This window comes from Hymenobacter actinosclerus (genome assembly GCF_900111515.1).
Lineage (GTDB): Bacteria > Bacteroidota > Bacteroidia > Cytophagales > Hymenobacteraceae > Hymenobacter > Hymenobacter actinosclerus.
Map to the genome: position 1 here is coordinate 514,270 of NZ_FOHS01000003.1, position 13,192 is coordinate 527,461.

The 13,192-nt window shown below is 62.4% G+C and carries 13 protein-coding genes; 7 read left to right on the forward strand and 6 right to left on the reverse strand.

Annotated elements, in window-relative coordinates:
• The first annotated feature begins 179 nt into the window (after positions 1-179).
• The 4 genes from rplM to tsf all read left to right on the forward strand — a co-directional run bounded on the left by rplM (position 180) and on the right by tsf (position 2,900).
• Positions 180-632: a 50S ribosomal protein L13 gene (gene rplM, locus BMY67_RS13770; protein WP_092772531.1), complete on the forward strand. Its 453-nt coding sequence runs from the start codon at positions 180-182 to the stop codon at positions 630-632.
• 36 nt (positions 633-668) lie between these two features.
• Entirely contained in the window at positions 669-1,055 is a 387-nt protein-coding gene (gene rpsI / locus BMY67_RS13775; protein ID WP_092741435.1) for a 30S ribosomal protein S9, read from the forward strand.
• 20 nt (positions 1,056-1,075) lie between these two features.
• A complete protein-coding gene (gene rpsB / locus BMY67_RS13780) occupies positions 1,076-1,843 on the forward strand; it encodes a 30S ribosomal protein S2 (protein WP_092772533.1) in 768 nt (255 codons plus the stop codon).
• Between the two features lie 217 nt (positions 1,844-2,060).
• Positions 2,061-2,900, forward strand: coding sequence for a translation elongation factor Ts (gene tsf, locus BMY67_RS13785; protein ID WP_092772535.1), 840 nt, complete (start codon positions 2,061-2,063; stop codon positions 2,898-2,900).
• A 438-nt stretch (positions 2,901-3,338) separates the two neighbouring features.
• Here the strand turns inward: tsf and BMY67_RS13795 are convergent, their stop codons facing one another.
• The 4 genes from BMY67_RS13795 to BMY67_RS13810 form a co-directional block, all read right to left on the reverse strand.
• Entirely contained in the window at positions 3,339-4,382 is a 1,044-nt protein-coding gene (locus tag BMY67_RS13795; protein WP_092772539.1) for a DUF3089 domain-containing protein, read from the reverse strand.
• A 74-nt stretch (positions 4,383-4,456) separates the two neighbouring features.
• A complete protein-coding gene (locus BMY67_RS13800; RefSeq protein ID WP_092772541.1) occupies positions 4,457-5,677 on the reverse strand; it encodes an SHOCT domain-containing protein in 1,221 nt (406 codons plus the stop codon).
• Between the two features lie 23 nt (positions 5,678-5,700).
• Entirely contained in the window at positions 5,701-6,408 is a 708-nt protein-coding gene (locus tag BMY67_RS13805) for a hypothetical protein (protein ID WP_092772543.1), read from the reverse strand.
• Positions 6,409-6,541: 133 nt separating this feature from the next.
• Positions 6,542-6,787, reverse strand: a complete 246-nt coding sequence (locus tag BMY67_RS13810) for a hypothetical protein (protein ID WP_092772545.1) — start codon at positions 6,785-6,787, stop codon at positions 6,542-6,544.
• 138 nt (positions 6,788-6,925) lie between these two features.
• Between BMY67_RS13810 and BMY67_RS13815 the strand changes: the two genes are divergently transcribed.
• Positions 6,926-7,108, forward strand: a complete 183-nt coding sequence (locus tag BMY67_RS13815; RefSeq protein WP_092772929.1) for a hypothetical protein — start codon at positions 6,926-6,928, stop codon at positions 7,106-7,108.
• A gap of 147 nt (positions 7,109-7,255) precedes the next feature.
• Here BMY67_RS13815 and BMY67_RS13820 read toward each other — a convergent pair whose 3' ends face one another.
• Positions 7,256-8,242: a YeiH family protein gene (locus BMY67_RS13820; protein WP_245745050.1), complete on the reverse strand. Its 987-nt coding sequence runs from the start codon at positions 8,240-8,242 to the stop codon at positions 7,256-7,258.
• Between the two features lie 74 nt (positions 8,243-8,316).
• Positions 8,317-9,222 (reverse strand): LysR substrate-binding domain-containing protein, encoded by a 906-nt coding sequence (locus tag BMY67_RS13825; protein WP_092772547.1) that lies wholly within the window; start codon positions 9,220-9,222, stop codon positions 8,317-8,319.
• A 190-nt stretch (positions 9,223-9,412) separates the two neighbouring features.
• Between BMY67_RS13825 and BMY67_RS13830 the strand changes: the two genes are divergently transcribed.
• Positions 9,413-11,473: a S9 family peptidase gene (locus BMY67_RS13830; protein ID WP_245745051.1), complete on the forward strand. Its 2,061-nt coding sequence runs from the start codon at positions 9,413-9,415 to the stop codon at positions 11,471-11,473.
• Positions 11,474-11,618: 145 nt separating this feature from the next.
• A complete protein-coding gene (locus BMY67_RS13835; RefSeq protein WP_092772551.1) occupies positions 11,619-13,115 on the forward strand; it encodes a M28 family peptidase in 1,497 nt (498 codons plus the stop codon).
• Positions 13,116-13,192: the final 77 nt, after the last annotated feature.

Sequence of the window (13,192 nt, forward strand, 5' to 3'; positions counted from 1 at the left end):
CGCAATCTGGTCCTTAGCACGTCAGACTCACCATTTCACCGCCTCACTATTTCACTGCTTGCCAGACAATTATTAAGCGCCCGGCTTGAATATTTGCCGAAAGGCGGTAACTTTGTGTCCGTTTTGCCCCCACGGGCAGCGGCTTCTTCTTCATTTTCAAACGTTTATCCTCCTCCCCAATGGATCATCTGAGCTTCAAGACGGTTGCCGTCAACAAAGCCAACGCCAACAAGGGCTGGGTTGTGGTTGACGCCGCCGACGCCACTTTGGGTCGGTTGTGCAGCCAGGTTGCCAACATGCTGCGTGGCAAGCACAAGCCCTCCTTCACGCCCAACTCGGATTGTGGCGACAATGTCATCGTCATCAATGCCGACAACCTGCGGGTGACGGGCAAGAAGCTGACCGACAAAATCTACATCACCCACTCGGGCTACCCCGGCGGCCAGAAGCGCATCAACCTGCGCGACAAGAAGGCCAAGGACTCGACCCGGGTGATTGAGCACGCTGTGCGCGGCATGTTGCAGGGCAACAAGCTGGGCGCCGAGCAGTTCCGCAACCTGTTTGTGTACGCCGGCACCGAGCACCCCCACGAGGCTCAGCAGCCCAAAGCTCTTTCTTTCTCGCATCTGTAAGCCGAAACGGCTCCTTTTTTTCTAATTCTCCACCTAATGGAAATCCTCAATACCTCTGGTAGAAGAAAAACCTCGGTGGCCCGCATTTACATGCAGGCCGGGCAAGGGAATATCACTATCAACGGCCGGGAAATGAAAGCCTATTTTGGCAACGAACTCCTGGAAAACATCGTGAACCAGCCTTTGGCGACGGTCGAGCAAGTCGGCCAGTACGACATCAAGGTGAACGTGCGCGGTGGTGGCATCTCGGCCCAGGCCGAAGCCATCCGTCTGGCCATCTCGAAAGCCCTCGTGGGCGACAACGCGGAGGTTCGCCCCGCCCTGAAGAAGGAAGGCTTCCTGACCCGCGACCCGCGCATGGTGGAACGCAAGAAATTCGGCAAGCGTAAGGCCCGCCGTTCGTTCCAGTTCTCGAAACGCTAATCTTCCAGAGGAACCCTATCATGGCCCAGACTACCACCTATAAAGAATTGCTGGACGCCGGTTCGCATTTTGGTCACCTCACCCGCAAGTGGGACCCCAAAATGGCTCCGTACATCTTCATGGAGAAGAACGGCATCCACATCATCGACCTCAACAAAACGCTTGCCTCGCTCGAGCACGCGACCAGCGCCATTCGCAACATCGCGAAGAGCGGCCGCAAGATCATGTTCGTAGCGACCAAGAAGCAGGCCCAGGAAATTGTGACCGAAGAGGCCAAGCGCCTGCACATGCCCTACGTTACCGACCGTTGGTTGGGCGGCCTGCTCACCAACTTCGCTACTGTTCGCAAGTCGCTGAAGAAGATGAGCACCATCGACAAGATGGTGAAGGAAAACACGGCGTACGCCGCCCTGGCTAAGCGCGAGCGGCTGATGCTGTCGCGCGAGCGGGAGAAGCTCGACCGGGTACTCGGTGGCATTGCCGACCTGAGCCGCCTGCCCTCGGCCCTGTTCGTAGTCGACGTGAAGCGCGAGCACATTGCCGTGAAGGAGGCCCAGAAGCTGGGTATCCCGGTATTCGCCATCTGCGATACGAACTCGAACCCCGAGTCGGTGCAGTTCCCGATTCCCGCCAACGACGACGCCTCGAAGTCTATCCAGCTCATCGTGGGCATCATGGGTAAGGCTATTGAGGAAGGTCTGTCGGAGCGTAAGGTCGACAAGGAAGACGCTGATAAGAAGCAAGCCGAAGAAGAAGGCATCAAGGAAAAGCAGGACGCCGACGAATAAGGTTGGCAGAAGCTAGAAGTTAGGAGCTAGGAGATAGAATCAGAGGGAAACCGACTGGCCAATTCTAGCTCTTAGCTCCTGACTTTTTTGCATCCAGCCAGACGGCTTTCTGGCCCTCTTTTCCCTCCTCTCATTCAATTCTACCCATCCGTTTTTAGCTTCCGGCTTTGTCCTTTGTGATTCTGGCTGCTAGCTACTAACTCCTAACTCCTACCAAATGGCCGCTATTACCGCCGCTGATGTAAATAAGCTCCGCACCATGACCGGTGCCGGCATGATGGATTGCAAAAAAGCCCTTGTAGAGGCCGACGGCGACTTCGAAGCCGCCCGCGACCTGCTGCGTAAGCAGGGCCAGAAGATTGCCGACAAGCGCTCGGAAAACGAAACGTCGGAAGGCGTGGTGCTGGCCGCCGTGAGCGAAGATGGCACCAACGGCAAGCTGGTGTCGCTGGCCTGCGAAACCGAGCCGGTTTCGAAGGTTCCCGATTTCAAGGAGTTGGCCCAGCGCATTCTGGATACGGCCGTTAAAACCGACGCCGCCACCAAGGAAGAGCTGCTGGCTGCCAAGCAGGAAGACGACCGTCCGTTGCAGGACCACATCACCGACCTGATGGGCAAAATCGGCGAGAAGCTGGTGGTAACGGCTTACGAGAACATCACGGCCGAGAAAGTAGCTTCCTACATCCACTCCGACAACAAGAAGGGTGTGCTCGTAGCCATGAAGAACGTGGGCGGTGCCGACGTTTCGACCGTGGGCCGCGACGTTGCCATGCAGATTGTAGCCATGAAGCCCCTCGCCCTCGATAAGGACGGGGTGGATGCCGCTACCATCGAGCGTGAAATCGAGATTGGCAAAGAGCAGGCCCGCGCCGACGGCAAGCCCGAAGCCATGCTGGAGAAGATTGCCCAGGGCAAGCTCAACAAGTTCTACAAGGAGAACACCCTGCTCAACCAGGAGTTCGTGAAGGACAACTCGATGACCATCGCCCAGTTGCTCGACAAGACCAACAAAGGCCTGACGGTTTCCGACTTCAAGCGCGTAGCTATTGTAGGCTAATTGAGCGGCAAGCTGTCAGCCACAAGCTGCAAGCTTTTTGTTCTGATTTAATAGAAGAGCCCCGCTGGCAACTTGCCGGCGGGGCTTTTCTTTGTACGCACACTTTATTTTCGGCTGATATGACTTACGAGCGCAAAAAACTATATCGGGAGCTACTGTATTGGGCAATGATTGATGTAAGAATGCAGTGTCACCCAGGAAGTCGCTTATCCGGTTTGTGGCACGTATTCAACCATCGGAGAAAGGTCCGTTTTGCGCAGACAGTTGCCAATTGGCTTCACAACCTTGTCCTTTATTCCGCTCTTGATTTTAAAGGCTTCCAGGAAGACTGGTTTTGGATGGAGTACGCTGAATTTCGGCAGGAATTTCCGGCTGACCGATGGCCACTTATGACGCAGAGAACCATCGAAGAATTGCGAAAACCACAGTAACTCTCCGCTACTTCGCCCGTGCCTGCCAGGCCCGCACCCGCGCCACGGCGTTCTGGCGGATGTTGGCGTAGAACAGGCCGTAGTCGGCAATGTGGAAGGAGTGCCAGAGCTGGGGCTGGCCGGGCAGCAGGAAGCGCGGGTAGCCCGAGGGCTTAGGCGGGTGCACCCACAGCAGCCCCTGGTGCACCTTGGCATCGACTACGCCCACATCGAGCCGGTCGAAATTCTGAGGGACGCCGCCGCGGTTGAGGGTGGCGGGGGCAGCCAGCGTGTCGAGCGTCCAGGTGAGCGGGTTGACGGCCACGCCGTTTTCGAAGGGCGGGTAGGCATTGCCCCAGGCCACGGTGTTCCAGGCCACGTAGCAGCCGGTCTGGGTCGAGTCGGCGCAGGGGCGCAGGGTCTGGTACTCGTCGGGCTTCACTTTGAAGCCGATGAGGTAGGCCGCCACCAGCCGCTGGCGCAGGGCGGGGTCGGTATCGAAGAACTCGCGCAGCAGGCGGGTGGCGTGCACGGTGCCCTGGCTATGGCCGGCAATGATGATGGGCCGGCCCTGGTTGTAGTGGGCGAGGTAATACTGGAAGGACGCTTTTACGTCGGAGTATGCCAGATCCAGCGCCTTCTGGCCGTTGGTGCTCTGGTCATCCACGAAGAAACTGTACAGCGTGGCCTGGCGGTAGCGGGGCGCGTACACCCGGGCCGCCGCGTTGAAGGCCGAGGCCTGGCCCCGAATCACGTCGTCGTCGGTGAACTGGTTGACCCGGTCGTTGCTGAGGCTGGCGTTCCACTGCTTGCGCCAGTAATAGGTGGTGGGGTGCACGTAAAACACGTCGGCCGCGGCCGTGGCCTGCTGGTCCTTGAAGGGCGTGTTGCGCGGCACCGCATCGGCCGAGTCGCGGCGGGTGGGCAGGGCGGCCCAGCTGGCCGGCTGGGCGTAGTCGGGCGCGGCGGGGTTTTCGTACTGGTCGAAATCCTTGCTCGGCTTGATGACTTTCAGGCAGGAGCCGAGGCTGAGCAGGGCAGCGGCGGATAACAGAACGGGACGGATACGCATAATAGATTTAGGAAGGATTGGCAGGCCTGGCATGACATCGTTTTGCCAGGCCTGCCGTCCCGGACGGAGAAAGTTTAGTCTCCAAACTCATTTTTCAGCAGCTTTTCCTGCCGCAGGTACACGATTTTAAAGTCCTTATCGAAGCGCACCCGCATCTGGGCACTGGTCCGCTGGCGCTCCTGCCGCGACTGGCGGAAAGCTTCGCTGTCCTCCACAAACGTGACCACCCGCGAGCCGTCGGCCACCGGGGCGCCGACCTGCAAGGTGCCGGCCTGGATGCTGCTCTGGCCCTCCAGGAACTCGGGGAAATGGGTTTTGGCCAGCTCGGCGTTGATGGCGGCCGGCGTCGTGCTTTGCATGGTGTAAAACCGCTCGACCTGGGGCGCAAAGTAAGCCGATGCCGTAAACGGCGCGGCCTGCAAATCGGCGTAGTAGCGCTGCATAATGGCTTCTACCCGGGCCTTGGCAGCACTTTCCGACAGCCCGGCCGGGGCTTCGACCGGCGCCGCGGTAGCCGCTACGGCCACTTCAGTGGCCACTGTATCGGCGGGCATCGGGGCCACGACGGGCGGGGCCACGGGCGCCGCCACCCGGATGGTTTCGGGCGCGGCGACGGGCGGCAGGTCAATCTGCTCGGTCTGGGGCCCGATTTCGGGCTGCACGGCCACCGAATCGGCGTCGGTGCGGGAGGTGCTGGTCAGGCGCTCCGAGCCGCGGCCGTCCATCAGCAGATACGCCACCAGCCCCAGCAACGCCAGCACGGCGGCCACCACCACAATGGTCATCAGGGGGCTTTTGCGCGGAGCCGTGTAGGCGTCCGGCTCCACGTACTCTTCCTCGTTGCTGAAGTCGGTAGCCGTGGTGTGGGTGATGGGCGGCAGCATGGGGGCCATTTCCACCGGGGCCACCGTAGTCGGCTCCAGGACAGGCTCCGGCCTGGGTTCCGGCGTAGGCGGCAGCGCCTCGGGCACCACGCTCACCGGGGCCGTAATGGGCGGCAGTAGCGGTGGCACCGGTGGCGTGGGCGGTACCGGCGGCACGGGAGGCACGGCAGCAGTTGGCGGAATCTCAGCGGGCACTTCGGCCGCAATGATTTCGGGCACCACTACGGGCGGCTCGGGGGCGGCCGGCGCGGGTGCGGCGGCGGGTTCGGCGGGCGGCGAAGTGGGCGCGGCGGGTTCGGGGAACAGCAGCTTCTGCTTCAGGGCCTTGAATTCGTCGGGCGTGATGGCCCCGGCGTCGAGCCATTCTTTGAGCTGGCGCAGGGTGTCGAGGGGCGAAGGATCTTGGTCCATAGGAAGGCGCGGCGGGGAGAACGTTACTTACGGTCGAGGTTGAGCAGGCGGGCGCGGTGGCGCTCCAGCTGGGCCTGGTGCAGCTCCAGCAGCCGGGCGTTGTCGAGCAACTTCACCGAATCGTCGGCCGATTTACGCTTATTGTCGATGTTTTGCTGCTTGAGCTGCTCGATTTTTTCGAGGTTGGACTTGGTGTTGCTGGCCAGGTTAGCGCGGCTTTTTTCCAGCTTGTCCTTGTCTTTGGTGGTGGCGGCGAGGGCCTTTTCGGCCATTTCCACCTGCTCGCGGTAGGCGCGCTGCCGGGCGGCCGTGCCGAAGCTCTGCACGATGGTGCGTAACGCGGCAAACTCACTGCTCGAAGCGGCCAGGAAGGTGTCGGGGCCCGTGGCGGCCCACACTGACAGCTCGGCCACCGTATCGGCCGGGGCGGTTACGGTCGAGAACAGGTCGACGAGCTGGCCGCTGATGCTCGACATGGGCACCTGCTTGGCCGTAAGGTTGTCGCGCTTGCCCACGCCGAACACGCCCTCGCCCTTGAGCTTGATGTTGTAGGTATCCTTGAGCCAGCGCTGCCAGAAGTCGCGGGTCCAGTCGGCCGAGGCCTCCACCTCCACTTTCACAGCGTCGCGGCTGCGCTTATCGAAGTTGACGCTGCTCGTGCGGGCCTCATACAGCTGGGCCTGGGCCGTAAGCGTGGCCAGCAGCAGGGCCGGCAGTAGCAGAAGTTTCATCAATGGAAATATGCGAAATGTGGAAATGGGCAGAATGTGAAAAATGGATTGACGAGCAGGATGAACGGCGTTAGTGCGTTTTTACATTTTCCGCAGCAGCACATTCTACCCGTTTCCACATGCTGTCCATGGGCTAAATATCGTGGCGGTCGAAGGCGGCCTGCAAGTCGGTTTGCATAGCGGCAAAGCGGGCCACGGCGGCCTGCACGAATTCGGCGTCGAGCAGCCGGTGGATGTCCTCCTCGCCCGTCAGGTCCAGCTCGCTCACCTTGTAGGTTTGCTCAAACGAGCCCTTTTCGAGCTTGATGAGGTACTTGCCATTCCAGCTGAAGAGCGTGATTTTGGCGTGCGGGTTGGGGATGATGGCGAGCTGGCGCATAGCAGGACAGGGCAACGAAGCGGAACGGCGCGAAGATACGCAGTCCGGGCCGGCCCCGGACCAAGCTCAACTAAACACCAGGCTGCCGTGCTTCGTAAAAACAGCGTTTGAATGTTTCACCCTAAAACCTTCATTACCATGCCCCAGGGAGATAAATCGGCGTACACCGACAAGCAGAAGCGGCAGGCCGAACACATCGAAGAAAGCTACGAGAAGCAGGGCGTATCGGAAGAAGAAGCCGAAAAGCGCGCCTGGGCCACCGTCAACAAGCAGGACGGCGGCGGCAAGAAAAGCGGCTCGGGCCGCAAAAAGAGTGACTGAGTGAGTCGGTGAATGCGTGAACCCGGCTGTCATTCTGAGCACAGCGGAGGACCTTGTACCATCTGTAAGTCAGGTGATAAAAAGTCCTTCGCTTCGCTCAGGATGACAGCCGGGTTCACGCATTCACCGAGTCACTCAGTCACCGAGTCACAGAGCGACAATCACGTACAGCGAGGCCGCCGAAATCACCAGCCACAGCAGTACGCCGAGCGCGAACGGGCGCGGGCCAACCGACCTGATGGTTTTGAACGACAGGCCCGCCCCGATGAAAAACAGCGTCACGACCAAGCCCAGGTGGGCCAGCTTCACCAGCCAGGGCCCCACGGCGTGGGTGGCGGGCACGTAGGTGTTGAGCAGCATGGCCCCGATGAAGCCCAGAATAAACCAGGGCAGCTTCACCTTCACGTCCTGCTGCTTGAAAAAGTAGGCCGTACCCAGCGCCACCGGAATAATCCAGAGCGCCCGCGCCAGCTTCACGGTAGTAGCCACGCCCAGCGCCTCGGAGCCATACGCCGCCGCCGCCCCCACCACCGACGAGGTATCGTGAATGGCAATGGCGCACCACAAGCCGAACTGCTGTTGCGTGAGGGCCAGCGCGTGGCCGATGGGCGGGAAGGCGAATAAGGCCACCGCATTCAGCACGAACACCGTGCCCAGCGCCACCGACATTTCCTCATCCCTGGCTCCCACCACCGGCCCCACCGCGGCAATGGCCGAGCCGCCGCAGATGGCAGTACCGCAGGAAATCAGGTGCGTGACCACCCGGCCCAGCTTCAGCCAGCGGCCCGCAAAGTAGCCCAGCACCAGCGTGCCGAAAATGGAGGCGACAGTGAACAGGATTCCCTCGCGGCCGGCCTGCACCGCCGCGTGGGCGTTCAGGCCGAAGCCCAGCCCGATAACCGAGAACTGCAACAGCCTGGCGGTGTACTTTTTGGTGAAGGCCGGGAAGGGGTTGCCCAGCGTTTGGGCCAGCACCAAACCCAACGCCAGCGCCACCGGCGGCGAGGCCCAGGGCGTAAGGCAAAACGCCAGTAGCAGCCCAAACGCCACTTTCGGCAGCCAGCCGGCCGCGGCGGGGGGCTTTTGAGGCCCAAGGGTTGGAGCGGCGGGAACGACGGAGGCGGTGGCGGGCATGAACAAGGGGGCAAAAAGCAGTACTCAAAAGTACGGCTACCCAACCTCGTTCGATAATCTAAAATAGTTATGGGTTATTCCTTCAGGTTATACTGCTGCCGCACAAAGCGCAGGAACCGGTCGGCGGGGCGGGTCAGGGGCTGGCCCTGCACCCAGAGGGCCTCGAACTGCCGGGGCAGGCGCAAACCCGCCACCGGCACTTCCTCCAGCAGCCCCGCGGCCAGCTCCCGCGTCAGGGCCCGGCGCGAGACGAAGCCCAAGGCGTCGGGGGCGGCTTCGAGGTAGGTTTTGATGGCTTCGGTATTGTCGAAATAAAAGGCGACCCGCAAGTTGGTTAGCTTAATTTTCTGCTCGCGCAGGGCGAATTCCAGCACTTCGAGGGTGCCCGAGCCCCGCTCGCGCAGCACCAGCGGGTGGGCCAGCACCTCGGCCAGCGGCAGGGGCTGGCGGGGCGCACCGGCGGCCGTGGCCCGGCGGACGGCCACCAGCTCGTCGGCCAGCAGGGGCTCGTAGTGCAGGTCGCGGCTTTTGGCCCGGCCTTCCACGAAGCCGAGGTCGAGCTGGCCCTGGAGGAGGGCTTCGGCAATCTGCTCGGAGTTGGCGTTGAGCAGGGTGAGCTCCAGGGCCGGGTAGCGGCGCTGGAAGCCGGGCAGCAGCGCCGGCAGCTCGTACTGGGCCAGGGTGGTGCTGGCCCCCAGGCGCAGGCGGCCGGTGGCTTCGCCGTGCAGTTCCTGAAGCTGGTCGGTGAGTTGCGCATGCAACTGGGCAACTTCGTCGGCGTGGGCGAGTAGCAGGCGGCCGGCCTCAGTAAGGCTCACGCGGTTGCCGCGCCGCTCAAACAGCCGCTGGCCGTAGGTCGTTTCCAGCTCCCGCACATGCTTGGTAACGGCGGGCTGGGTGATATACAGCTCCTGGGCAGCCTTGGTAAAGCTCAGGTGCCGGGCCACGGCCTGAAAAACGCGCAGTCGGAAATCGGGCATGGCGGCAAGGTAGGACGATTGTAGAGACGCGACCCATCGCGTCTCGGCGTTGCTGACGTTGCCTATCAGGCGTCACCGTTCAACGACGAGACGCGATGGGTCGCGTCTCTACATTTCATCGGCGTATCAATAAACTAACGCAAACCGCTTCTTGGTTATCTTGCCCGAAGTTCCACCTTCCACCCTGATGATGCACAAACCGCTCATAACTGCCCTGCTCCTGCTGCCCTTCGCGGCAGCGGCCCAGACGACGTACACGCCCGAGCTGCTGATGAAACTCGGCCGCCTGGGCGAAATGCAGGTGTCGCCGGACCAGAAAACGGTGGCCTACACCGTGACGCGCTACTCGCTGGCCGACAACAAGGGCCAGTCGGATATCTGGCTGGTGCCCACCGCCGGCGGCGCGGCCCGGCAGCTTACCAACACGCCCACGACTTCGGAAAACACGCTCAACTGGCGCCCCGACGGCCGGCTGACATTTATGAGCGCCGAAAGCGGCTCTGACCAGCTCTACGTGATGAATTCTGACGGCTCGGGCAAGCAGCTGCTCAGCAGCTTCCCGGCCGACGAGGGCGTGGCCAACCTGAAATACGCGCCCAAGGGCAATTTCATTCTGTACACCCAGGACGTGAAAACCGGCAAATCGGTGCAGGACTGGTACCCCGACCTGCCCAAGGCCGACGCCAAAATCATCGACGACCTCAACTACCGCCACTGGAGCAGCTGGGACGACTACAAGGTGTCGCACGTGTTCTTCCAGCCCGTGGGCGCCGACGGCAAGCCCGTGGGCAACGGCGGCAAGGACATCATGGCCGGCGAGAAGTTCGACGCGCCGTTGCAACCCTTCGGCGGCAACGAGCAACTGGCCTTTTCGCCCGATGGCTACTCCCTGGCCTACACCTCGCGCAAGCTTACGGGCAAGGCCGAGGCCGAAAGCACCAACTCCGACATCTACCTCTACGACATCCGCACGGGCCAGACCCGGAACCTGAGCGAGGGCCTGGGCGGCTACGACACCGAGCCGGTTTTCTCGCCCGACGGCTCCCAGGTGGCCTGGCTGAGCATGGCCACGCCCGGCTTCGAGTCGGACCGCAACGGTATTGTGGTGTATGATTTCAAAACTCAAAAGCGTCAGGACGTAACGGCCGGCTCGGAGCAGGCCGCCAGCAACATCCGCTGGAGCCCCGACGGCAAAACCATCTACTTCGCCAGCGCCCTGGCCGGCACCCAGCAGCTGTTTTCGGTGCCCGCGAAAGGCGGCAAGCTCAAGCAGCTGACCAAGGGCGCCTTCAACTACAACGGCTTCGAGCTGGCGGGTAAGGATGCAGTTATCGTGAACAAAACCACCCAGGCCACGCCCGCCGACCTCGTGCGCGTGGACCTGAAAACGGGCCGCGAAACGGTGCTCACCAACATCAACCAGACCGAGCTGGCGGGCGTGAAAACCGGCCGGCTGGAGTCGCGGATGGTGACGACCACCGACGGCAAGCAGATGCAGGTATACGTGACGTTCCCGCCCGATTTCGACCCGGCCAAGAAGTACCCCACCCTGCTGTATTGCCAGGGCGGCCCCCAGAGCCCCATTTCGCAAAGCTTCTCGTTTCGCTGGAATTTCCAGCTGATGGCGGCCCAGGGCTACATTGTGGTGGCGCCCAACCGCCGCGGCCTGCCCGGCTTCGGCACCGAGTGGAACAACAGCATCTCGGGCGACTGGGGCGGCCAGCCCATCCGCGACTACCTCTCGGCCATTGACGCGGTAAGCCAGGAGCCGTACGTGGACAAGGACCGGCGCGGCTGCGTGGGGGCCAGCTACGGCGGCTACTCGGTGTACCAGCTGGCCGGCAAGCACGAGGGCCGCTTTAAAACGTTCATTGCCCACGCCGGCCTCTACAACCTCGTCAGCTGGTACCCCACCACCGAGGAAATGTTCTTCGCCAAGCACGACATTGGCGGTGCGCCCTGGGAAACCCCGCTCCACAAGAGCTACACCGAATTCAACCCCCAGCAGTTCGCCCAGAACTGGGATACGCCCATCCTCGTCATTCACGGGGCCAAGGATTTCCGGGTGCCCGAGGACCAGGGCATGGAGGCCTTCGGCACGGCCCAGCTGCGCGGCATCCCGAGCCGCTTTCTGTACTTCCCCAACGAGGGCCACTGGATTCAGAAGCCCCAGAACGCGGTGCTCTGGAACCGGGTGTTTTTTGAGTGGCTGGGCCGCACGCTGAAGCCGGAAGGACAGGCGAAGCAGTAACCAGCTTACAGTACTTCCCGCTGAGATGCGCCGAGAGTTTTGTAGAATAGCACAGTGGACGGCCTCCACGAACTTCTGCAAAGCTCTCAACGCATCTCGGCGGGATTTTTATTTGACGTGCATACTTCTCAACGAACCCGCGTTTATGACTCCACGCTTACCCACTTTGCTAGTTGCGGGCCTGCTGCTGGCTGCCACTGCCGCACCAGCTCAGAAACGCCGCCCGGCCCCGGCCAGCCCGGCTAAAAACGCCGAGGCGGCCATCAAGGAAGCCGACCTGAGGCGCGACCTGTTCGCGCTGGCCGGCGACAAGTACCGGGGGCGCGAGGCGGGCACGCTCGACGAGCTGCGGGCCTCCAGCTGGCTGGCCGAGCAGATGCGGGCCATTGGTATGCAGCCGGCCGGCGACGACGGCACGTACTTCCAGTGGTTTCAGCTGCGACGTACCCGCCTCACGCCCGCCAGCACCCTCAGCATCGGGGGCCGGGCGTTGCGGCCGGGGCACGAGGCCGTGGTGGTGGCGCCCGTGGATGCCCAGGTGAAGGCCAAGCTGGTATGGGTGGGCACGGGCACGCCGGCGGAGGTGGCCAAGGCCAAAATAAAGGGCAAGGCGGTGGCCGTGCAGCTTTCGGGCGAGCCCACCAACGGCATCAGCTACCGGCGCTACCTGTTTGGCAAGCTGCGCGAGCAGGCCGCCGAGCTGGCCAAAGCCGGAGCCGTGGCCGTGGTGTTCGTGTCCGACGACAAGGCCCAGGCGATTTACGAGCACTGGAGCCACATTTTTGAGCGCGGCCGCTACGGCCTGCCCGCCGATGAGTCGTTGAAAATCGTGGCCGGGCAAGTGCCGGTGGTGTGGCTGCCAAAGACGGAAGCCGAGGCCCTGAGCAAGTCGGGCCAGGAGTTTACGGCCGATTTGCGGGCCGAAACGTTTCTCTATCCTTCGGTGAATATCGTGGCCAGGCAGCCCGGCACCGACGCCCAGCTCAAAAGCCAGTACGTGCTTTTCAGCACTCACCAGGACCACGACGGCGTGCGCGCCCCGGTGGCGGGCGACTCGATTTACAACGGCGCCGACGACAACGCCACCGGCTGCGCGGCCCTGCTGGCCATTATGCGCGCCTTCCGGCAGCAGCCGGCCCGGCGCTCGGCGTTGTTCGTGTACCACGGGGCCGAGGAGCGGGGCCTGCTGGGCTCGCGCTACTTTTCCAATAAGCCCACCGTGCCCGCGGGCAGCATTGTAGCCGTGCTCAACGCCGAAATGATGGGCCGCAATGCCCCCGACTCGGCTGCGCTGCTGGGCTCTACCCCGCCCCACCTGAACTCGTCGGATCTGGTGAAAACCGCCCTCACCGCCAACCAGGCCGGGCCCCGCTTCAAGCTCGATACCGAGTGGGACAAGGCCAGCCACCCCGAGGGCTGGTATTTCCGCTCCGACCACCTGCCCTACGCCCGCCTGGGCATCCCGGCCGTCATGTACACCTCGCTGCTGCACGCCGACTACCACACGCCCCAGGATGAGCCCGCCCGCATCGACTACGCCAAGCTGCTGGGCATGACCCGCTGGATGTACCTGACCGGGTGGGCCGTAGCCAACCGCGTTGCGCCCCCCGCCCGCGAGCCAGGCTTCCGGCTGGAACGGTAAGGAGAATGAGTGAATGAGTGACTCGGTGGATGAGTGAGCAAGGAAAGGAGCGCTGTTCACTCATTCACCGAGTCACT

What these genes read in the sequence shown, in the direction of transcription:
- BMY67_RS13830 (WP_245745051.1), top strand. Translation starts at nt 9,413, where the DNA reads ATGCACAAACCGCTCATAACTGCCCTGCTCCTGCTGCCCTTCGCGGCA.
- rpsB (WP_092772533.1), top strand. Translation starts at nt 1,076, where the DNA reads ATGGCCCAGACTACCACCTATAAAGAATTGCTGGACGCCGGTTCGCAT.
- BMY67_RS13820 (WP_245745050.1), bottom strand. Translation starts at nt 8,242, where the DNA reads ATGCCCGCCACCGCCTCCGTCGTTCCCGCCGCTCCAACCCTTGGGCCT.
- BMY67_RS13805 (WP_092772543.1), bottom strand. Translation starts at nt 6,408, where the DNA reads ATGAAACTTCTGCTACTGCCGGCCCTGCTGCTGGCCACGCTTACGGCC.
- BMY67_RS13810 (WP_092772545.1), bottom strand. Translation starts at nt 6,787, where the DNA reads ATGCGCCAGCTCGCCATCATCCCCAACCCGCACGCCAAAATCACGCTC.
- BMY67_RS13815 (WP_092772929.1), top strand. Translation starts at nt 6,926, where the DNA reads ATGCCCCAGGGAGATAAATCGGCGTACACCGACAAGCAGAAGCGGCAG.
- tsf (WP_092772535.1), top strand. Translation starts at nt 2,061, where the DNA reads ATGGCCGCTATTACCGCCGCTGATGTAAATAAGCTCCGCACCATGACC.
- rplM (WP_092772531.1), top strand. Translation starts at nt 180, where the DNA reads ATGGATCATCTGAGCTTCAAGACGGTTGCCGTCAACAAAGCCAACGCC.
- BMY67_RS13835 (WP_092772551.1), top strand. Translation starts at nt 11,619, where the DNA reads ATGACTCCACGCTTACCCACTTTGCTAGTTGCGGGCCTGCTGCTGGCT.
- BMY67_RS13800 (WP_092772541.1), bottom strand. Translation starts at nt 5,677, where the DNA reads ATGGACCAAGATCCTTCGCCCCTCGACACCCTGCGCCAGCTCAAAGAA.
- BMY67_RS13825 (WP_092772547.1), bottom strand. Translation starts at nt 9,222, where the DNA reads ATGCCCGATTTCCGACTGCGCGTTTTTCAGGCCGTGGCCCGGCACCTG.
- BMY67_RS13795 (WP_092772539.1), bottom strand. Translation starts at nt 4,382, where the DNA reads ATGCGTATCCGTCCCGTTCTGTTATCCGCCGCTGCCCTGCTCAGCCTC.
- rpsI (WP_092741435.1), top strand. Translation starts at nt 669, where the DNA reads ATGGAAATCCTCAATACCTCTGGTAGAAGAAAAACCTCGGTGGCCCGC.